Origin of the sequence: Aeromicrobium halocynthiae, from assembly GCF_039531385.1 — a bacterium.
In the GTDB taxonomy this organism is placed as follows: domain Bacteria; phylum Actinomycetota; class Actinomycetes; order Propionibacteriales; family Nocardioidaceae; genus Aeromicrobium; species Aeromicrobium halocynthiae.
Genome location: NZ_BAAAPY010000001.1, coordinates 13,466 through 34,289 on the forward strand (window position 1 = coordinate 13,466; position 20,824 = coordinate 34,289).

Annotated in this window: 17 protein-coding genes; 2 read left to right on the forward strand and 15 right to left on the reverse strand. The window is 71.0% G+C overall.

Features of this window, described 5'->3' with window-relative positions; all coding sequences use genetic code 11:
- Nucleotides 1–3: 3 nt before the first annotated feature.
- From ABD213_RS00045 to ABD213_RS00080, 8 genes are all read right to left on the reverse strand, one after another.
- Nucleotides 4–1,254, reverse strand: a complete 1,251-nt coding sequence (locus ABD213_RS00045) for an alkaline phosphatase family protein (RefSeq protein ID WP_344322820.1) — start codon at nt 1,252–1,254, stop codon at nt 4–6.
- The gene (locus ABD213_RS00050; protein ID WP_344322823.1) at nt 1,251–2,810 is read right to left on the reverse strand and encodes an alkaline phosphatase D family protein; all 1,560 of its coding nucleotides are present in this window, start codon (nt 2,808–2,810) and stop codon (nt 1,251–1,253) included. Before ABD213_RS00050 ends, ABD213_RS00045 begins: the two co-directional genes overlap by 4 nt.
- Nucleotides 2,811–2,895: 85 nt before the next feature.
- A complete protein-coding gene (gene betT / locus ABD213_RS00055) occupies nt 2,896–4,953 on the reverse strand; it encodes a choline BCCT transporter BetT (protein ID WP_344322825.1) in 2,058 nt (685 codons plus the stop codon).
- Between the two features lie 103 nt (nt 4,954–5,056).
- Nucleotides 5,057–6,286 carry a hypothetical protein gene (locus ABD213_RS00060; RefSeq protein ID WP_344322827.1) on the reverse strand — a complete coding sequence of 410 codons (1,230 nt, stop codon included), beginning with the start codon at nt 6,284–6,286 and terminating at the stop codon, nt 5,057–5,059.
- Entirely contained in the window at nt 6,286–7,992 is a 1,707-nt protein-coding gene (gene betA, locus ABD213_RS00065; RefSeq protein ID WP_344322829.1) for a choline dehydrogenase, read from the reverse strand. Before betA ends, ABD213_RS00060 begins: the two co-directional genes overlap by 1 nt.
- Before the next feature lie 55 nt (nt 7,993–8,047).
- Nucleotides 8,048–9,565, reverse strand: a complete 1,518-nt coding sequence (locus ABD213_RS00070) for an aldehyde dehydrogenase family protein (RefSeq protein ID WP_344322831.1) — start codon at nt 9,563–9,565, stop codon at nt 8,048–8,050.
- A gap of 95 nt (nt 9,566–9,660) precedes the next feature.
- The gene (locus tag ABD213_RS00075) at nt 9,661–10,203 is read right to left on the reverse strand and encodes a gluconokinase (RefSeq protein ID WP_344322834.1); all 543 of its coding nucleotides are present in this window, start codon (nt 10,201–10,203) and stop codon (nt 9,661–9,663) included.
- Between the two features lie 26 nt (nt 10,204–10,229).
- Entirely contained in the window at nt 10,230–11,630 is a 1,401-nt protein-coding gene (locus tag ABD213_RS00080; protein ID WP_344322836.1) for a GntP family permease, read from the reverse strand.
- A gap of 129 nt (nt 11,631–11,759) precedes the next feature.
- Here ABD213_RS00080 and ABD213_RS00085 point away from each other — a divergent pair, with 129 nt between their 5' ends.
- Nucleotides 11,760–12,197 carry a hypothetical protein gene (locus tag ABD213_RS00085; protein WP_344322838.1) on the forward strand — a complete coding sequence of 146 codons (438 nt, stop codon included), beginning with the start codon at nt 11,760–11,762 and terminating at the stop codon, nt 12,195–12,197.
- A 21-nt stretch (nt 12,198–12,218) separates the two neighbouring features.
- Here ABD213_RS00085 and ABD213_RS00090 read toward each other — a convergent pair whose 3' ends face one another.
- The 3 genes from ABD213_RS00090 to trxA are packed head-to-tail and all read right to left on the reverse strand — an operon-like array spanning nt 12,219 to nt 15,666.
- Entirely contained in the window at nt 12,219–14,864 is a 2,646-nt protein-coding gene (locus ABD213_RS00090; RefSeq protein WP_344322840.1) for a DEAD/DEAH box helicase, read from the reverse strand.
- A 43-nt stretch (nt 14,865–14,907) separates the two neighbouring features.
- A complete protein-coding gene (locus ABD213_RS00095) occupies nt 14,908–15,228 on the reverse strand; it encodes a putative quinol monooxygenase (RefSeq protein WP_344322842.1) in 321 nt (106 codons plus the stop codon).
- A 51-nt stretch (nt 15,229–15,279) separates the two neighbouring features.
- Nucleotides 15,280–15,666: a thioredoxin gene (trxA, locus tag ABD213_RS00100; RefSeq protein ID WP_344322845.1), complete on the reverse strand. Its 387-nt coding sequence runs from the start codon at nt 15,664–15,666 to the stop codon at nt 15,280–15,282.
- A gap of 174 nt (nt 15,667–15,840) precedes the next feature.
- On the opposite strand from trxA, the gene ABD213_RS00105 reads away from it, so the two are divergent.
- Nucleotides 15,841–16,005 (forward strand): hypothetical protein, encoded by a 165-nt coding sequence (locus tag ABD213_RS00105; RefSeq protein ID WP_344322847.1) that lies wholly within the window; start codon nt 15,841–15,843, stop codon nt 16,003–16,005.
- 108 nt (nt 16,006–16,113) lie between these two features.
- Here ABD213_RS00105 and ABD213_RS00110 read toward each other — a convergent pair whose 3' ends face one another.
- The 4 genes from ABD213_RS00110 to ABD213_RS00125 all read right to left on the reverse strand — a co-directional run bounded on the left by ABD213_RS00110 (nt 16,114) and on the right by ABD213_RS00125 (nt 20,742).
- The gene (locus tag ABD213_RS00110) at nt 16,114–16,287 is read right to left on the reverse strand and encodes a CsbD family protein (RefSeq protein WP_344322849.1); all 174 of its coding nucleotides are present in this window, start codon (nt 16,285–16,287) and stop codon (nt 16,114–16,116) included.
- 122 nt (nt 16,288–16,409) lie between these two features.
- Nucleotides 16,410–17,207: an exodeoxyribonuclease III gene (locus ABD213_RS00115; RefSeq protein WP_344322851.1), complete on the reverse strand. Its 798-nt coding sequence runs from the start codon at nt 17,205–17,207 to the stop codon at nt 16,410–16,412.
- A gap of 29 nt (nt 17,208–17,236) precedes the next feature.
- A complete protein-coding gene (locus ABD213_RS00120) occupies nt 17,237–19,354 on the reverse strand; it encodes a S9 family peptidase (RefSeq protein ID WP_344322853.1) in 2,118 nt (705 codons plus the stop codon).
- Nucleotides 19,351–20,742, reverse strand: coding sequence for a DNA polymerase IV (locus ABD213_RS00125; RefSeq protein ID WP_344322856.1), 1,392 nt, complete (start codon nt 20,740–20,742; stop codon nt 19,351–19,353). Before ABD213_RS00125 ends, ABD213_RS00120 begins: the two co-directional genes overlap by 4 nt.
- Nucleotides 20,743–20,824 lie beyond the last annotated feature (82 nt).

Here is a 20,824-nt window from a genome sequence, read left to right on the forward strand (position 1 = left end):
CGCTCAGACCCGCGAGACGCCGTCGTACCCGCCTCGTGGGGCCGGCAACCCGAAGATCGCGCCGACGCTGGGTGCGACGTCGAGGGTCGCCGCGCGGTCGCTGAGCACGGCGGGTCGTACGGCTCCGCCCGTGAGGAAGAATGGGATGGCCTCGGTCGCGGGATGGCCGTGGTTGCCGGGGATCGGGTTGGAGAAGACCTGCGGGTCCGAGAAGCGATAGCCGGACTTGCAGAAGACCACGAGGTCCCCGGCCTTCGCCCCCAGGCGCAGCTCCGCGGTGGTCCGCGTGGACAGGACGCCAGGGACACCCGCGGCGACCCGCCGCGCCTCGGCGATCGCTGCGTCGCGCCGGGCCGCGGGACCGATGTACGTGAGGACGTCGGCTCCACCGTTGTCGGCGATCGCGAACGCACCCGAGAGCACCGGGTTGCCCGCGAACGCCTTGGTCAGCGAGATGAAGCGGTCGGGCTGGCTCCAGTCCATCGAGTGGTCGGCGAGCACCATGACGGTCGTCGAGGACCATCGTGGTCGGGTGCTGAGCCACGTGACGAACTGCCCGATGTGCGCATCCGTCGACGCCAGGGCGGTACGTCGCAGGACCTGGACGTTCGGCCCGGTCAGGTCGCTGTGGCCGAACCGGTCGATGTCGCCGAAGTTCGCGAACACCATGTGGGGGTCGGCCCTCATGATCATGGCGCGAAGCGCACTCATCGTGAACTGGTCGAGAGCGTGGTCGGTGACGGGGAGCAGCGGGAACGGCTCCCACCGGTAGGTCGCTCTCGTGCCGAAGACGGAGAACAGGTAGTCCTTGCTCAGGACCGTTCCCGTCGTGAGCTTCCGCTCGCGCAGCCGCTCGAGGATCGTGGGGAAGGTGATGTCGGTGGACTCGCCGACCTCGCGGACGGCGCCGGTGGCGCGGTCGTAGACGCTGTTGGCCGGGACGCCACCGCGGTCGGGTCGCACGCCCGTCATCATCATGACGTGGTTGGGCAGGGTCTCCGCGATCGGCATGGCGCGGGCGTTCGGGAACCAACGACCCGCCGTCCGGAGCCGGTGGAGGTTGGGGGTGGACTCCGGGGTGATCTCGTCGGGTCGGCAACCGTCGATGACCAGCACGTAGACGCGTCGGTCCGAGACGGAGGCGCCCTGCGCCCAGGGTGCCCCCGCCACCCCGGACAGCACGACGGCACCGCCGGCGGCGGCCCCCTTCAGCAACGTCCGCCGGGTGACGCGCGAGACCTCCTGGCCGCTCATGCCGCACCCTCCGAAGGACGCTGAGCCTGCCGGACCCGCTGGGAGGACGCCGGTACCTCCCACGACTGGACCCACTGCGACGTGGCGTCCTTGCGGGCACGGTCGGAGATCGCGTACCAATCCATCTGGATCCGCGCGGGCGTGACGTCGAGGATCGAGTAGCCATGGCTGTCGAAGTCGAGGTAGCGGACGTGCCGGTTCGCGCCGAAGATCGCGGTCTCGACGAGGGTCGACAGCGTCCGGGGTGGGACGCCGAGGATGTCCTTGAGGTTGTTGCTGGTGACCGACGTGCACACGAGCTCGGTCGCGACGGTCGTGCTCAGCGGGTAGAGCCCCGCGTTGGTCGGGAGGTCACAGGCCCAGCCGGAGTGGATGTCGCCGGTGAGGAAGACCGTGTCGGTCACGTTGTGGTCGGCGAGGAACTCCAGGACGCGGCGGCGCTCGGCGGTGTAGCCGTCCCACTGGTCGGTGTTGTACGCGACCCCCTCGGCCGGGAGCAGCCCCTCGGTGTCCTCGATGGCGTCTCGGATCCTGTTCGGCAGCGGCGGCACCCGCACCGGAGCGATCATCACCGGGTTGCCGACCAGCTTCCACTGCGACTCCGTGGTGGCGAGCCCCTTCTCCAGCCATCCGAGCTGCTCCGGACCGGCGATCGAGCGTGACGCGGCATCGCGGTTGGGTACCTGGGTGAACGTCCCGCCGGGCGCGTTGCGGTACGTGCGGAGGTCGAGCATCGAGAGCTCGGCGAGGCGACCGAAGGTGAAGCGGCGGTAGATCTGCGAGCCGTCGCCGACCTTCGCCGTGCCGGACAGTCGAACCGGCATCCACTCGTCGTAGGCCCGGTAGGCGGCCCGGCGACGTGCCGACCAGGATCCCTGCGTGGCGGGGTCGTGGTTCTCCGCTCCGGTGGAGAAGGCGTCATTGGCGCTCTCGTGGTCGTCCCAGGTGCAGATGAACGGCACCCGCCGATGGAGCGCCTGGAGGTCGGGGTCCCGCTTGTAGAGGGCGTGGCGACGGCGGTAGTCGGACAGGGTCACGATCTCGTGCGGCGGATCGTTCTTGCGCACGACGGCGTTCGCCTGGCCCATCGCGTAGGTGCCGGTGGCGTACTCGTAGAGGTAGTCGCCGAGGTGCAGGACGGCGTCCAGACGATGGCCGGCGAGGTGTCGGTAGGCGCTGAAGAAGCCGGCCTCGTAGTTCGCGCAGGACACGACCCCGAAGCGCAGTCGCGCGGGCCTCGCGGTCGGCGCCGGCGCGGTGCGCGTGGTGCCTACCGCCGACGTGACCTTACCGACACTGAAGCGGTAGTGGTACGTGGTGGCAGGGCGCAACCCTCGGACGTCCACCTTGACCGTGTGGTCGAGGGCCGCCGTGGTGGTCGTGGTGCCGCTCGACACCACCGACCGCATGCGCGCATCGGTCGCCACGGTCCACCGGACCGTCGTCCGCGGACCCCTACCGGAGCCCGGCGTGGCCTCCTTGGTCGGGCTGACGCGCGTCCACAGCACGACGGCGGTGGGTAGCGGATCGCCCGAGGCGATCCCGTGCTGGAACATGCTCACGCATCGTCAACGAGGAAGTCGGTCCGAGGTTCCGATCCCGTAGGTGGCCAGCGGGTGAACGCTGCGGGACGGTCGCCGATCACACGGGTCCGGTCTGCTCGATGCGCAGGAACTCCAGGTGGTGCTCGTAGGCGTCGAGGACGTCGTCGATGACCTGGGCGGGGGAGTAGCCCATGACGTCGTAGCCCTGACCGCCTTCGTGCTGCAGGTGCACCTCCAGGCGCGAGTAGTAGTCGCGGGAGGTCGGCATCAGGCTGCCGCTGTAGACCGGGATGGGGACCTCGCGTCGGCTCACGCGGTAGACGAACTCGGTGGACTCCGCGACGGCGACGGTCAGCTCGACGCACGGACGACCCTCGTCGTCGGTGCACTCGCGGACGTCGGCCTGCGCCCCGGTGGCGGTCAGCTCCTCGGCCAGCTCGCGCAGCGTCGGGTCGATGACCGTCGACAGGTACTCGTCGACCTTCTCCCGGCTCGGGAAGCTCGTCACGCGGCGCAGGCGCGCGCGCCAGTGGCCGCTGCCGCGCTCGGTGCTGCTGCGGCTGGAGAGCACCCCGTGCTGGACGCCGGACCTCGCCCGCTCGAGGTGGCCCTCGACCTGCAAGGCCCGCCACAGACCGATCATGACGAGCACCATGACGATCGCGAACGGGATGCCCATGATGATCGTGGCCGACTGGAGCGTCGCGATGCCGCTGCCCTCGGTGTCGATGGACAGCAGCGCGATGGTCAGCGCACCGGTCACCACCGCCCAGAAGATGCGCAGGCGGCGCCCGGCGTCGGCGTGGACGTCGCGCATGCGCGAGGAGAGGTTGGCCATGATGAGCGCCCCGGAGTCGGCCGACGTGACGTAGAACAGCAGGCCGACGAACGTCGCGATGGAGGCGATGAAGACGAACCCGGGGTACTCGGCGAGCATCGAGTAGAACCCCTCCTCGGGGGCGTTGACGGTGAGCTCGCCGAAGTCGGTGTTGCCCTGGCGGATCAGGTCGATCGCTGCGTTCCCGTAGATCGAGATCCACATGAGGATGTACATGAACGGGATGATCAGCGTCCCGGCCACGAACTGGCGGATCGTGCGCCCCCGCGAGATGCGCGCGAGGAACAGCCCGACGAAGGACGCCCACGCGATCCACCAGGCCCAGAAGAAGAGCGTCCAGTCGGCCATCCAGGTGCCGGTGTCCTCGAAGGCGAAGGTCTGCATCGTCATGTCGGGGAAGCGTCGGGCGAAGTCGCCGACGTTGAGGACGAGCGCGTCGAGCAGGTAGGTGGTGCGTCCGGTGACGAGGATCCAGAACGCGAGGAAGAGCGCGAGGACCACGTTGGCCTGCGAGAGCCACTTGATGCCCTTGTCGACGCCGGAGACGGCCGACAAGGTGGCCATCGCGACGCCGAGGACGATCAGCGCGATCTGCGCCGTGAGCCCCATCGGGACGTCGAAGAGCATGTTCAGACCGAAGTTGAGCTGCACGACGGCGATCCCGAGCGTGGTGGCCACGCCGAAGATGGTGCCGAGGACCGCCGCGAGGTCGACCGCGTCGCCGACCGGACCCTCGGTGCGCTTGCCGATGACGGGCGTCAGCGCCGAGCGGACCGCCAGCGGCAGCCCGAGGCGGTAGGCGAAGTACCCCAGCGCCATGCCCATGAGGGCGTACATGCCCCATCCGCTGATGCCGTAGTGGAACAGCGTCCACACGGTGGCCTCGCGCGCGGCCTCGACCGACTCCGGCTCGACGCTCGGCGGCGCGAGGTACTGCGTGACCGGCTCGGCCACGGCGAAGAACATCAGGTCCGTGCCGATGCCGGCGGCGAACAGCATCGACGCCCACGCGAAGGTGCTGAACTCCGGCTCTGAGTGGTCGGGCCCGAGCTTGGTGCGTCCGAAGCGCGACACGGCGATGACGACCACGAAGACGAGCACGCTGGTGGTGAGCAGGACGTAGAACCAGCCGAACCAGTCGGTGGCGAAGCCGACGAGGGTCCCGAGAGCCTCGGAGGCGTCGACGGGCGCGAACAGGGCCCAGGCCGTGATGGCCAGGATGATCGTGCTCGAGCCGATCAGGACGGTCAGGTTGACCCGCGACGCGGGCTCGGACGAGGTGTCCTCGGTGGGACGTTCGGCGGCTGGTGCGCTCACGATGTTCTCCTGGTGGGGGTGGCCTGACGGTAGTACGACGCCTGCGGCACGGCGACGATCCTGCGGTCTCGGGGACCGTCGCGGGGCACGTCGGGGACAGTGCTCAGGGATCGCGGCGTGCGGCGTCCTCGAGCCGCTCGGCGACCTGCGCGGCCACCTCGGCGTCGGTGCCGGTCGGGTCGCCGACGAGCTTGCGGTAGAGGGTCCACGGACTCGAGAGGAAGCTGAGGTCGAGGTCCTCGTCGCGGATCGGCTCGTACGTCGGCGGGGGTGGCACCGCGCCCCCCGGCCCCGTCGTGGTGACCGGGGTGGGCCCGAGTCCCGAGGAGGCGCCGTCCGCGTCTGCGCCACCCGCCCGTGTCACGACTCGAGCCTGCTCCTGTCTGACCAGCTCGTCGCCGACCCACGACGGATCCTCGCGGCGGTGGTGCCCGACGTACTCGCGCAGCAGGCCGCGCTCGCGTCGCGGCCAGCTCTCGAACATCTCGTGCGGAGGCCAGGGCGCAGGGCCGAGCTCGGTGAGGACCGCCAGCCAGTGACGCGGACGGCGACGCTGCCACCACGGCCGCCCGGCGATCTGCGAGGCCACGAGCGTCGCGCGTTGACGCATCAACGCCGCCGCGTGCTCGACGTCGCGTCGGCGGCGGGCAGCCTCGTCCAGCGGACCGGTGACCGGGTCGTCGGAGATCTCGGTGAGCGTGCGGGCAGCCGCGTCGACCGCCTGCTGCAGCGCCCTCCTCAGCAGGGGGCGACCGATCGTGAGCAGCGGCGCCAGCACCGGCCGCCATCGCCAGCGGCCGCGTACCTGCGCGGAGACGACGAGTCGCTGGGCGTCACCGGCACCGACCACCTCGGCGGTCAGCTCGCAGCGCAACCAGTCCAGCCTGACGTCGCACTCGAACGGGGTGGGGGCGTCCGGACGCACGACCACCTCGCCCTTGGCGTGGTCGATGTCGCTGACGGCGCGCAGCTCGGTGAAGGTGTCCATCGAGTCCAGGTCGACGCGCAGGCTGCCGGAGTGGTGGTGGTTGCGCAGGCTCAGGTGGACGAGACGTCGACCGGCCACCCCACCGATGCCGATGGCGCAGGAGAGCATCGTGATGCCGGGCCACTCCAGGACGTACCGGGCGCCCATGTCGAGGCGGTGCCCGGCGACCAGGCGCACCCGAGGGTCGTCGGGCGTCGCCTGGGACGGATCGTCGTGGAGCACGACGTAGCCGTCCTCGTCGATGGGCAGCTCCTGCTCGAGCTCGGCGAGCGCGGTGGCCCAGTGGATGGCGCGTTCCTCGGTGGACGGCCACCGGACCGCTGCCTCGGCGGTGAGGTGCGCCATCAGGCGTGGACGGTGCCCGGCGCCGCGTCGTTGCGCGGGTCGCCCTCGGGCCACAGCGGCATGCCGGTCCCGTGCCGGTAGAACGGCACGTCGAGCGGCGCCAGGGGAGTGTTGCCCGCGATGAGGTCGGCGGCCTTCTCCGCCACCATCATGACCGGGGCGTAGATGTTGCCGTTGGTGACGTACGGGAAGACGGAGGCGTCGACCACGCGCAGGCCCTGCGTGCCGTGCACGCGCATGGTGGCCGGGTCGACGACGCTCATGTCGCCGGTGCCCATCGCTGCGGTGCACGAGGGGTGCAGGGCGGTCTCGGCGTCCTTGGCCACCCAGTCGAGGATCTCCTCGTCGGTCTCCACCCCGGGCCCGGGCGACAGCTCGCCCGCGTCGAAGGCGTCGAAGGCCGGCTGGGAGAGGATGTCGCGCGCGGCGCGGATCATCTCGACCCACTCGCGGCGGTCGTTCTCGGTGGAGAGGTAGTTGAACTGCAGGCTGGGGTGCTGCAGGGGGTCGCGCGAGCGGATCCGCAGGTGGCCGCGGACGTCGGAGTACATCGGTCCGATGTGCACCTGGTAGCCGTGCTCGGCGGCGGTCTGCGAGCCGTCGTAGCGCACGGCGATCGGCAGGAAGTGGAACATCAGGTTCGGGTAGGCGACGTCGTCGTTGCTGCGGATGAACCCACCGGCCTCGAAGTGGTTGGACGCGCCGACGCCGGAGCGTGCGAAGAGCCACTCCGCACCGATGCGGGGGGCCTTCCAGTAGTCGAACCACGGACCGATCGACACCGGCTGCTTGCACTCGTGCTGGATGTAGACCTCGAGGTGGTCCTGCATGTTCTCCCCGACGCCGGGCAGGTCGACCAGCGGCCGCACCCCGACCGACGAGAGCAGCTCGGGGTTGCCGATGCCTGCGAGCTGCAGCAGCTGGGGGGAGTTGAACGCTCCGCCGCACAGGATCACCTCGCCGGCGCCGACCGAGCGGGGCTGCCGGCCGCCTCGCAGGTAGTCGACGCCCACGGCTCGCGTGCCGTCCATCCGCAGGCCCGTCACCGTCGACAGGGTGTGGATGGTGAGGTTCGGCCGCTTGCGCACCGGGTGCAGGTAGGCGCGGGCGGCGCTGAGCCGTCGGCCGCGGTAGACGTTGCGGTCGAACGGCGCGAAGCCCTCCTGGCGGTAGCCGTTGACGTCGTCGGTGCGGGGGTGCCCGGCCTGCTCGGTCGCCTCGAGGAACGCCCCGAACAGTGGCGACGTCGCCGGTCCGCGGGTCAGGGCCAACGGTCCGGAGCCGCCGCGCCAGGCGTCGGCCCCGGCGAGGCAGGTCTCCATGCGCTTGAAGTACGGCAGGACGTGCGCGTAGTCCCACTGCTCCATGCCGGGGTCGGCGGCCCAGCGCTCGTAGTCGAGCGGGTTGCCGCGCTGGAAGATCATGCCGTTGATGGAGCTGGACCCTCCGAGGACCTTGCCGCGTGCGTGGTAGACGCGGCGTCCGTTCATGTACGGCTCGGGGTCGGACTCGTACTTCCAGTCGTAGAAGCGGCTGCCGATCGGGAACGGCAGCGCCGCCGGCATGTGGATGAACGGGTCCATGCGGAAGTCGCTGCGCCCGGCCTCCAGGACCAGCACGGAGGTGCCGGGGTCGTCGCTCAGTCGGTTGGCGAGCGCCGAACCGGCCGAGCCGCCGCCGACGATGACGTAGTCGTACTTCTTCACGTGGAACTTCCTGTCTGCGTGACGGTGGAGGACATGACGGCGGCGGGCAGCGGGTTCAGTCCCACCAGCCGGAGGGAGCGGGACGGGTGTTGTGCCAGACGTGCTTGGCCTCGCGGTACTCCTCGAGACCGGCGAGCCCGAGCTCGCGACCGATGCCGCTCTGCTTGAACCCGCCCCACTCGGCCTGGGGCACGTACGGGTGGTAGTCGTTGATCCAGATCGTGCCGTGCCGCAGCCGCGACGCGACGCGTTCGGCGCGGCCCGCGTCCTGGGTCCAGACGGCGCCGGCGAGACCGTAGACGGTGTCGTTCGCGATCGAGACGGCCGCCTCCTCGAGCGCGTCGCCGTCGGCGCCGGTGAACGTCTCGACGGTCAGCACGGGACCGAACGACTCGTCCTGCACGCACGACATGTCTGCGCTGCACCCGTCGAGGATCGTGGGCGGGTAGAAGTAGCCGGGGCCGTCCGGGCGCTCGCCGCCGACGCGCAAGACGGCACCCTCGGCGACGCCGGCGGCGACGTAGGCCTCGACCTTCTCCCGGTGCGCGGCGCTGATCAGCGGTCCGGTCTGGGCCTGCGGGTCGTCGGGCCCGCCGAGACGGATCGACGCGGCCCGTCGGACGAGCTCCTCGACGAACTCGTCGTGGATGGAGTCCTCGACGACGAGCCTCGCGCCCGCGGAGCACACCTGGCCGGAGTCGAGGAAGATCGCCGTCAGCGCGTTGTCGAGGGCCGCCTCGCGGTCGGCGTCGGCGAACACGATGTTCGGGTTCTTGCCGCCGAGCTCGAGGGCGATCTTCTTCACCGTCGGCGCGGCTGCAGCCATGATGCGACGTCCGGTCACGAGACCCCCGGTGAAGGAGACGAGGTCGACCTCGGGTGCCTCCGTGAGCGGCGCACCGACGCGGTCTCCCGCGCCGAGGACGAGGTTCGCGGCGCCGTCGGGCAGACCCTCCTCGGCGAGCGTGCGCACCAGCCAGATCGCGGTCGACGGCGTGAGCTCGCTCGGCTTGAGCACGAACGTGCACCCTGCGGCGAGCGCCGGTGCCACCTTCCACGACGTCTGCAGCAGCGGGAAGTTCCACGGCGTGATGAGGGTGCACACCCCCACCGGTTCGTGCACGATCCGGCTGCGGACGTCCGGCATGCCCGGATCCACGACGCGTCCGGCGTCGGCCTGCGCGAGCGAGGCGAAGTGACGGAACACCCCGATGATGTCGTCCATGTCGATCCGTGCCTCGACGATCCGCTTGCCGGTGTCGAGGGCCTCGAGCCGGGCGACCCGCTCCTTCTCGGCCGTGAGCCGGTCCGCGACGCGGTGCAGGAGGGCGGCACGTTCCGGCGCGGGGGTGCGCGGCCAGGGTCCGTCGTCGAAGGCCCGACGTGCGGCGCGGACGGCGTCGATCGCGTCGTCGACCGTGCCCTCGGCGACGGTGGCGACCAGCGACTCGTCAGCCGGGCAGCGGATCTCGCGGGTCGCCCCGTCGGAGGCGCCGCGCCAGGCACCGTCGATGAGCTGTGTCCGGCCGGGGTCGCCCTCGTCGGGGCGGACGTCGGGTGACGGGTCGGTCATGGGAACTCCTCGAGACGGCGGATGGAGCATGACGACTCTGCTGGACTCGCGAGCCCTCGTCAATTCGTCCCGCGGTGACCGTGCGGCGGTACGCCTCAGTCCGTGTGGCCTGCCGCGCGGACGGCCGCGATCGCACGCTCGACGACGTCGACCAGCGGCTCGTCGGCGTCCAGGACCGCGCCGTGCTCGTCGTCGTCGAGGCGCTCGAGCGTGTCGAACTGCGACTGCAGCAGCGACGCTGGCATGAAGTGCTCGCGCTTCTCCATCCGGTCGAGCAGGACGTCGTACGGCAGGTCGATGTGCAGGAAGAAGGTGGCGTCGACCGGTGCGTCGCCGCGCAGGATGTCGCGGTAGGAGCGTTTCAGCGCCGAGCAGGCCAGGACGGCGGCGCGACCCTGCTCGCGGTGCTCGGCGAGGAGTCCGGCGAGGATCTCCAGCCACGGTTTCCTGTCCTCGTCGGTGAGGGGGATGCCGGCGGACATCTTCTCGACGTTGGCGCGCGGGTGGTGCACGTCGCCCTCGACGAAGTCGTAGTCACCGGCCTCGGCGACGGCGGAGGCGACGGACGTCTTGCCCGTGCCGGAGACCCCCATGACGACCACCTGCAGCGGTGGCCCCGACGGGCTGCTGCGCGGCATGTCGCCGGGTACTGTCTGCTCGGCCGTCACAAGGCACCAGCCAGGGGCCAGGCGATCGCCGCGACGGCGAAGGCCGCGAGACCGAGCGTCGTCTCCTGCACCGTCCAGGTCTTCAGCGTCGTCTTCTCATCCATCCCGAAGAACCGGCTGACCAGCCAGAACCCGGAGTCGTTGACGTGGCTCAGGACGGTCGAGCCGGCCGCGATGGCCGTCACGAGCAGGGCGATCTGGAGGTCGCCGAGGTCGGCCGCCTGCCCGGCCACGAGCCCCGACGCCGTGGTGAGAGCGACCGTGGCCGACCCCTGCGCGACACGCAGCGCCGTGGCGATCAGGAAGGCCTGCAGCAGCAGCGGGATGCCGACGCCCTCGAGGGAGGAGGTGAGCGCCTCGCCGATGCCGCTGGTGCGAAGCACGCCGCCGAACATGCCGCCCGCGGCGGTGATGAGGATGATCGAGCAGATGGGGGCGAGCGCCTCGTCGAGCAGGCTCGTCGTCTCCGCGAGCGTCCGGCCGCGGGTCCCGAGGACGCCGATCGTCACGAGCAGCGTGATGAGCAGGGCGACGGGGGTGTTGCCGAGCAGCACGAGCAGGTCGACGACGAGGCCCTCCTCGGCGACGAGGCCGTCGGTCCGCAGCGTGGTGAGCACGGTGTTGAAGGAGATCAGCACGAGCGGGAGCAGCAGGATCGACAGGACCAGCCCGAAGGACGGCGGCGGTCGGTCGTCGTGCCCCGACCCCTCGGACCGCCCGCCGTTCTTGGGACCGAAGAGCAGGTCCGGCACCGGCACCATGATCCGCGCGGCCAGGACACGCGAGACGAGCATGACGCCGACGTACCAGGAGACGACGGCGATCGGCAGATTCACCAGGAGCACGATGCCGATGTCGCCACCGAGCACCGAACCGGCCGCCACCGGGCCCGGGTGGGGCGGTACCAGGGCGTGCATCGCGGCGAAGGCGCCGGCGGCGGGCAGCGCATAGGCGAGGACCGACCCGCCGAAGCGACGCGCGACGGTGAGGATGATCGGCAGGAAGACGACGAGGCCGGCGTCGAAGAAGATCGGGAACCCGAAGATGAGCGCTGCGACACCGAGGGCCAGCGGAGCCCGCTGCTCGCCGAACCTCGAGACGAGGGTGTCGGCGAGGACCTGCGCCCCGCCGGTGACCTCCAGGAGCCGTCCGATCATGACGCCGAACGCGACCAGCAGCGCCACCGATGCCAGCGTGGAGCCGAAGGCGCTCGTGAGGGCGTCGGGCACGTCGGCGACCGGGATCCCGGCGGCGAGAGCGGTCCCGAGGCTCACGAGGACCAGCGAGATGAAGGCGTGCAGCTTGACGACGATGATCAGGGTCAGCAGCACGGCGACGGCGACTGCGGCGATCAGCAGCAGGACGGCGGTGCCGTGAACCGGTTCGATGGTGTCCATGGGCCCTCACGACGGTCGGCGGGTGAGCCCTCACCGTCTCACGACGACCGCGCGACGTACACGGGGTCGTCTCGAGGTGCGCGTCGGTCCGGTCCGATCTAGGTTCAGGGCAACGACCGAGGAGTCGACATGTTCACCCTGCTCGTCAGCGAACCGTCCGAGACGCTGACGGACGTGCTGGAACGCTTGGTCGAGGATGCCACGCTCGGCCGGTCGGCGGTCACCGAGAGCCGGCACCGTCGTGTGCTCGCCCACCTGCGCGTCTTCCTCGACGTCGCCGACCTCGACGGGCTGCTCGACCCGGCGGCTGCGGCGACCCTGCAGGTCGAGCGGGACCACCGCCCCGAGGGCGCGTTCGAGCGGGTGCTGGGCCCCCGGGAGCTCCTACAGTGCCTCCCGGAGTTCGCCGGACCTCGCTGGCTCGCCACGGCCGCTCCCGAGCGCCGCACGCAGCTCGCGTTCATCGACTACGTGAGCCGCGAGCTCTCCCGGTCGCTGCCGGTCGGCAGCCGACGTGCACTGCTCGCGCGGGTCAGGCTCGCGGTGCAGAACGCCCGCTCGACCTGACGCCATCTCGCCGGGCCCTGCTCAGGAGCGCAGACGGACGAGGTCGGCCAGCTCGGCGTCGCTGAGCTCGGTCAACGCCCCTTCACCGGCGTTGACGACGGCATCGGCCAACGTGCGCTTGGCGGTGATGAGCTCGGCGACGGACTCCTCGATCGTCCCCTCGCTGATCAGCCGGTGGACCTGCACGCGCTGGGTCTGGCCGATGCGGTGGGCGCGGTCCGTGGCCTGGTCCTCCACGGCAGGGTTCCACCAGCGGTCGACGTGGATCACGTGGTCGGCACGGGTGAGGTTGAGGCCCGTCCCGGCAGCGCGTAGCGAGAGCACGAAGACGGGCACCTCCCCGTCCTGGAAGCGGCGGACCATCTGCTCGCGCTGGCGCAGCGGCACGCCGCCGTGCAGGAACTGAGAGCCGATGCTCCGCTCCTGCAGGTGACGCTGCAGGAGGTCGCCCATCCGGGCGTACTGGGTGAACAGCAGCGCGGCGCTGCCGCTCGGCACGATGTCGTCGAGCAGCTCGTCGAGCACGACGAGCTTGCCCGAGCGTCCGCGCAGTGGGGCGTCGGGCTGGCGCAGGAACTGGGCCGGGTGGTTGCAGATCTGCTTGAGCTGGGTCAGGAGCTTGACGACGAGTCCGCGTCGCGCCATTCCCGTGGCCGCCTCGACCTCGCGCATCGTGCGACGCACCACCGCCTCGTAGAGCCCGACCTGCTCGCGCGTCAGGCTGACGCGGTAGTCGGTCTCGGTCTTCGGCGGCAGCTCCGGCGCGATCCCCGGGTCGCTCTTGCGACGCCGCAGCACGAAGGGGGAGATGAGTCCGGCCAGCCGCGCCGCGCGATCGGCGTCGCCGGCCTCGACGCGGCGCGACCAGCGCGAGCGGAACTCCTGCTGCCCGCCGAGAAGTCCCGGAGTCGTCCAGTCCAGCAGCGCCCAGAGCTCGTCGAGGTTGTTCTCCACCGGCGTGCCGGTGAGCGCCAGGTTGACCTCCGATCCGATCGTGCGCAGGGCACGGGCCGTCCCCGAGGCGGGGTTCTTCACGTTCTGTGCCTCGTCGGCGACGACCAGCCCCCATCCGGGCGGGTGCTCACGCAACGACTCGACGTCGCGACGCATCGTCGCGTAGGTGGTGAGCACGAAGCCCTGGTCCGCGCCCTCGAGCGTGCGCCCGGAGCCGTGCAGCCGCCTGACCGGCACATCGGGAGCGAAGCGCCCGATCTCGCGCTCCCAGTTGCCGAGGACCGACGCGGGGCACACGACGAGGGTGGGAGCCGACGCGTGCCCCTGCCGGTGGGCCTGCTCGGTGCGGTGCAGGTGCAGTGCGATGAGCATGACGGTCTTGCCCAGTCCCATGTCGTCGGCGAGGATGCCGCCGAGCCCGAGCTCGACGAGCTGCACCATCCAGCGCAGCCCGAGCAGCTGGTAGTCCCGCAGCTCGCCGTGCAGGTCGTTTGGCTGCTCCACGGGCTGCTGCTCGCCGCGCGCGGCCAGTCGCTGGCGGATCTCCTCCAGCCAACCCACCGTCGTGACCTCGGTGGTGAGCCCGTCGACCTCCAGGGTGCCGGTGGCGGCGGCGCGCAGCGCCTCGACGGCAGTGATCGTTCGGGAGCGCTCGTCGAGCACCCGCCGCAACCGGTTCGGGTCGACGAAGACCCACTGGTCGCGCAGTCGCAGGAGACCGTGCTGTGACGTGGCCAGCTCGTCGAGCTCCGCGGCGGTGAGGGCGTCGCCGCCGACGGCGACCTCCCAGTCGAAGCGGAACAGCGTCTGGGCGTCGAAGAAGCGTGGACGTCCGGAGTCGCGCGCGGTGTCGGCACGCACCGTCGCGTGCGTCTCGAGCTCGCGGACGAGCTCGGCCGGCCAGTCCACCTCGATCCGCTCCGCCTGCAGCCGAGCGGTGGTCCGCGACGAGCCGAGCTCGGCGAGCTCGTCGGCCGTGACCTGCAAGGGGGCCTGCGCGGCCAGCAGCCGGGGGAGTGTTGCCAGGGGTGCCCAGGCGTCCGAGACGCGGCCCAGCAACAGCTGCACCGACTCGCGCGACCCGGCACCGAAGTGGTGGTCCTCGCGTCGCCACAGGTCGGCAGCGTCGGCCCAGCCCCAGCCGGTGTCGGTGGGCTTGACGCGCAGGGTGACCTCGGCGACCGGCGGGTCCTCCGCCTCGTCGACGCGGTCGTCGGACGCCGGCTCGTGCGGGAGGAAGCGCACGTCCAGCCGGGCGGCGACGGTGCGTTGACGAGGACGGGCCCGTGGCACGACGGGCGGGGCGTCGCCCGGCCGGGAGATGCCGTTCTGCGGCGTGGTGGCCACGGCCGGTGACTCCTGCGCCAGGGCGGCGAGGAAGCCCTCGACCTTCTCGCGGGCCGCCACCGGGTCGGGGTCGACCGCACGGGCGGCGTCCTGGAGCTGGTTGCGCTCGGTGACGCCAGGAGTCGTCAGCTCGCCACGGGCCATCAGCCGCAGCGCCAGGATGGCCGGGGTGGCCCAGGCCCGGACGCTTGGGTCGGCGCGGGTCGTGCGGATGCCCTGGCTCAGGGCGCCTACTGCCTCGCTCGCCCGAGCACGCCGCTCGCCCTCGGGCGTGGCGAAGACGAAGCGGGACTCGGTGGGCTCGTCGGCCACCTCGAAGTCGACCGGATGGCGCAGCAGCAGGCGCAGCTCCGTCGAGATGGTCATCAGAGCATTGTCCCCCGACGGCTCTGCCGATGCCCGACGGCCTTCAGTCGACGCTCATCTCGCCCAGCTCGGCCCAGTCCTCGGCAGCGATCTTCTCGCTGATGACGCGCGGCGTCCGCACGAGCGCCTGGGGCAGGTCCTGCTGCGCCTGGCGGAAGTGGTCGCTCGTGACGTGTGCCTCGGCCGCGTCGTCGTCGAACGCCTCGACGAGGACCCACGTGTTCTCCTCCTCGACCGATCGTGACCACTCGAACCACCGGTTGCCGGGCTCGGCGCGGGTGGCCTCGGTGAACGGCCGGACGTGCTCGATCCAGCGATCGGTCCACTCGGGCTTGGTCTCGAACTTCGCGACGATGAAGATCATGTGTGGGTGTGCTCCTGGTTCAGGTAGGTGCTCGGACGGTGGTGGATCGGATCAGGCGGTGGGGTTCTCGCCCTCGGCGGCGCGCGCCTGCTCGACCTGGCGGTGCACCTCGTCCATGTCGAGGTCACGGACGGCCGTGATGACCTCGTCCAGTGCCTCCTTGGGCAGGGCGCCCGGCTGGTTGAAGACGAGCACGCCGTCGCGGAACGCCATCAGCGTGGGGATCGAGGAGATCTGCGCCATCGCGGCGAGCTGCTGCTGCGCCTCGGTGTCGATCTTGCCGAACGTGATGTCCGCGTGCTGGTCGCTAGCGGCTTCGAAGACCGGCGCGAACTGCTTGCACGGGCCGCACCAGCCGGCCCACCAGTCCACCAGGGTGATGCCCTCACCGGTGACGGTGCTCTCGAAGTTCTCGGTGGTCAGCTCGACGGTGCTCACGAAGATCACGTCCTAGATAGGAATCGGGTGTCGTGGTGCACAACCACCGAGCGCACCCGTGCATTCCATCGGGACCTTCCCCGTCGGGCGTCGCGGGGCGGACCGGACGGGCGAGCGAAGACTACCGATGCGTAGGGGTGGAACCACGACGAACATGAGGCTAGCGTCATGTTCATGGACGAGAACGCCTTCGACATCGACCCGCGACAGCTCGCCGAGGGATGCCGACGCTTCCCGCACCGGCCCGTCACCCATCGACCGGCCGCCGACGTCCGACCGGTGCACACGCCGTCCGGCTCGTTCGCCCGCCACGTCTGGGACGAGAGCGGCCACCTCTGAGGGTGTCGGGAAGGCGGGACTCGCACGGACGGCGACCGCGGTAGCTGTCCGGACGCAGCGATGCCGCCCCCGGTCCGGGGACGGCATCGCCGAGGTCGTGCGGGGACGTCAGCTCTTGAACGCGTCCTTCACGTTCTCGCCGGCGTCCTTCAGGTTGGCCTTGGACTGATCCTTCTTGCCCTCGGCCTTCTTCTCGTCATCACCCGTCGCGTCGCCGTACTTCTCCTTGGCGCCGCCGGTGATCTTGTCGGCAGTGTTCTTGATCTTGTCGTCGAGTCCCATGGAAACCTCCTGTGATCGATGTCCGCACTGATGCGGCGTGGTTCCAGTCAAGGGCACCGGCGCTCCGTCGCAACTCGGGCGCGGACGATGTGGCGCACCTCATCGTGACCAGCGAGGAACGCTCACACGTCGTAGTCGATGACCAGAGGCGCGTGGTCGGACCACCGCTCGCTCCAGCTGGGAGCGCGGTCGACGGTGGCCTGCGTCGCTCGCCCGGCCAGCTCCGGCGTGGCGATCTGGTAGTCGATGCGCCAGCCGGTGTCGTTGTCGAACGCCTGGCCGCGCATCGACCACCACGTGTACGGGCCGTCGACGTCCCCGCTGAGCGAGCGGTGGACGTCGACCCACCCGAGCTCGCCGGTGAACCGGTCGAGGTAGGCGCGCTCCTCGGGCAGGAACCCCGCCTTCTTGAGGTTGCCCTTCCAGTTCCTGATGTCGCGCTCGGTGTGCCCGATGTTCAGGTCGCCGGTCAGGACCGCGTGGTCGGCGTGGCTGCGCAGCGCTGCCAGTCGCCGGGCCGCCATCTCCAGGAAGCGGTACTTGTCCTCCTGCTTCGGCGTGCCGAGCTCCCCTGAGTGCACGTAGGCGGACACGACGCTCAGGGTCCCGCCGTCCGCCAGCGGGACGTCTGCCTCGATCCATCGGCCTGCGGCCGCGAAGTAGTCGTCGTCGCCCCCGACCCGCGCACCCGTGGGCTCGACGCGGCTGAGCACGGCCACCCCGGCCCGCCCCTTCGCCTCGGCCTCGGTGTGCACGACGTGGTAGCCGTACGGCTCGAGCAGCTCGTGCACGAGTGTGTCGGGTGCTCGCACCTCCTGCAGCGTGAGCACGTCGGGAGCGCTCTGCTCCAACCAGGGAACCATGCCCTTGCGCAGCGCGGCGCGGATCCCGTTGACGTTGACGGTGGCGAGGCGAATCACCCGGCCACCCTAGGTGCCGGCCCGCGACGTCAGGACGGGTGGGGACCGCGGTCCGCGCCGGCCACGTCGATGATCCAGGCGAGCTCGAAGGCGCGTTCCTCCCAGGCCTTGTAGCGACCGCTGACGCCACCGTGCCCGGCGTGCATCTCGGTCTTGAGCAGGACGTCCCCACCGGTGGCCGTGGCCCGCAGCCGTGCGACCCACTTGGCGGGCTCGGTGTAGGAGACCCGGGTGTCGTTGAGGCTGGTCACGGCGAGGATCGACGGGTACCGGACCGCAGCGACGTTCTCGTAGGGGGAGTAGGACTTCATGTAGGCGTACACCTCGGGGTCCTCCAGCGGGTTGCCCCACTCGTCCCACTCGATCACGGTCAAGGGAAGGCTGGGGTCGAGGATCGTCGTCAGGTTGTCGACGAACGGGACGGCCGCGAGGATCCCGGCGAACGCGTCGGGGGCGAGGTTGGCCACGGCCCCCATCAGCAGGCCGCCGGCACTGCCGCCCTCGGCGACGAGCCGGTCGGGAGAGGTCCACCCCTCGTCGACCAGGTGACGTGCGACCGCGACGAAGTCGGTGAAGGTGTTCTTCTTCGCCAGCAGCTTGCCGTCCTCGTACCAGTGCCGGCCGAGCTCTCCGCCGCCACGCACGTGGGCGATGGCGTACACGAAGCCCCGGTCGAGCAGGGAGAGACGTGGGATCGACAGGCCCGGGTCCATGCTGGCCTCGTACGACCCGTAGCCGTACAGCAGGCCCGGTGCGGATCCGTCGCGAGGCGTGCCGGCCCGGCAGACGATCGAGACCGGGACGCGGGTGCCGTCCTCGGCGGTGGCCCACGTGCGGTGCTGCTCGTAGTCCGACGGGTCGTAGCCTCCGAGCACCGTCTGACGCTTGCGCTCGACGAGCTCGCCGGTGGCGAGCACGTAGTCGTACACCGTGGTGGGGGAGACCAGCGAGCTCACCCCGACCCGCACGACGGGCGGGTCCCACTCGGCGTTGGCGCCGACGCCGGCGGTGAAGAGCTCCTCGCCGAAGTCGATCTCGACCGGCGCGCCGACGCCGTCGGAGGACAGCGGGAGCACCGCGACGCGGGCCATCGCACCCTCCCGGTAGGACAGCAGGAGGTGGTGCGCGAACGCGTCGACGTCCTCCAGGCGGGTGCCCCGGCGGTGCTCGATCACGGTCTCGGGCGCGTCGTACGGACCCTCGGCCGGCACCACGGCGAGCTCGAAGTCCTCGGCGCCGTCGTTGTGCAGCACGGTGAACACGTCGCGCTCGCCGAGCCGGGCGTGGTCGAGGGAGTACTCGACGCCGGTGCGTCGGGGCATCACGACACGGAACTCCCCGGTGGGGTCGTCGGCCTCCAGGACGCGGTACTCGCTGGTGATCTTCGACGACGCGGCGATGACGAGGTACGCCTCGGACGACGTGCGCCCGACGCCGGTGAAGAACCGCTCGTCGGTCTCGGTGTGCACGAGGACGTCGTCGCCGGCATCGGTGCCGAGCGCGTGGCGCCAGACCTCGTGCGGGCGCCACGCGTCGTCGACGCGGGAGTAGAAGAGGTGGGTCGCGCCGGCCGACCACGTGGCGCCGTGGCCGATCCCCTCGACGACGTCGGGGAGGACGACGTCGTCCTGCAGGTCCTTGACGCGCAGGGTGTACCGCTCGTCGCCGACGGTGTCGACGGACCACGCGAGGTAGCGCTCGTCGTCGCTGATGCTGAAGGCTCCGAGGGAGTAGAACTCGTGACCCTCTGCCTCGGCGTTGGAGTCCAGCAGCACCTGCTCGCCCGGGACGTCGACGCCGGGCTCGAGCGTCGGAGGTGTCCAGTCGTCGGGGTCGTCGACGGCGCACCGGCAACGAATCGCGTACTGCTGACCCTCCACGGTCCGGCTGTAGTACCACCAGTCGCCGCGACGGGTGGGCAGGGAGAGGTCGGTCTCCTGGGTCCGGGAGCGGATCTCCTCGACGATGGTCGAGCGCAGGTCGGCCAGGTGGGCCGTCCGCTCCTGCGTCCACGCGTTCTCCGCCTCCAGGTAGGCCCTCGTCTCGGGGTCGTCGACGTCGCGCAGCCACTCGTACGGGTCGTCGACCTCGTCGCCGTGGTGGGTGCGCAGGTGGGACCGCCGGGGGGCGACGGGAGGGGTCGTCATGGCTCGACCGTAGCGCCCGACCCCTCCTGCTCGACCGTGCCCCGGACGGCGGTCCCCGTGCGGTCGTCGGTGAGGTCCTCGGCGTCGCGCGCGTGCCCGGGACGAAGCAGCGGGTCGCTCGCGGGGAAGGTCATGACCGGGCCCGCGGGCGTGGTCCGGGTCTCGAAGCGCACGGTCACGCGTTCCAGACCGGCCCCCCACACCCAGCCGTCGCCGTGGGTGGCGTGGTGGACGTCCATCCCGGGACTCCAATCGGTGGCGGGAGTCGGCACGTCGTCGCGAGGCTGCTCGTCGGCAGGGTCCAGCGGTGCGGTCTCGGTGGTGAAGAGGTCGTCCTGCACCCAGTCGGCCAGGGCGCTGACACCGACGCCGATCAGGCGGAGTCCGCCGCCCAGGTCGGCGTCGTCGAGCAGGCGGCGCGCGGTCGCGGCGATCGTCGTGGGGGAGTCCGTGGGTCCTGGAAGGGTGGACGAGCGGGTGTGGGTCTCGAAGTCGTGGTGCCGCAGCTTGAGGGTGACGGTGCGTCCGGACAGGCCGGCGGAGGCGAGGCGGGCCGCCACCGCACGGGCCATCGTCTCGATCTCGGCGCCGAGGCGGTGCCGGTCGGTGACGTCGGTGGTGAACGTGTCCTCGACGCTGACGGACTTGGTCTCGCGCTCGGCCTCCACGGCGCGGTCGTCCTGGGCGCGCGAGAGCCGGTGCAGGGAGCGGCCCGAGGCCTGACCGAGCAGGCGCACCAGCTCGTCCTCGCTCGGTTCGCGCAGGTCCTCGACGGTCGTGATGCCGACGCGTCGCAAGCGCTCGGCCGTCGCGGGTCCGACACCGGGGATGGCTGTCACCTGCATGGGACCGAGCACGTCGGCCTCGGTGCCGGGGGCGACGACGTGGGCGCCGTCGGGCTTGTCTATCTCGCTGGCGATCTTCGCCATGAGCTTGGACGACGCCACGCCCACCGATGCGGTCAGGCCGTGCGTGCGGGCGGTGATCTCGCGCCGGATCGAGGCGACGAGATCGCGCACGGCGTCGAGGTCGGTGACGTCGACGTCGGCCACGGCGAGGTCGACGAACGCCTCGTCGAGGGAGAGCGGCTCCACCAGCGGCGAGATCTCCCGCAGGTGCCCCATGACCACGGCGCTCGCCTCGCGGTACGCCTCGAACCGACCCGACAGGAAGGCCGCGTGCGGGCACCGGGCCCGTGCCTCGGCCATCCGCATGGCCGAGCGGACGCCGTGCGTGCGCGCCTCGTAGGACGCCGTCGACACCACGCCCCGGGAGCCGAGACCGCCGACGATGACGGGTCGGCCGCGCAACGACGGCTTGTCGCGCTGCTCGACGGAGGCGAAGAAGGCGTCGAGGTCGAGGTGCATGACCGACGCCGTGGACCGCATGCGTCGAGCCTAGACCGGGCGCCCGCCCCCGACGGTCGCGCCGCGTCCACAGGCTCGACGGTCCGGACCAGGGTGTCCACAG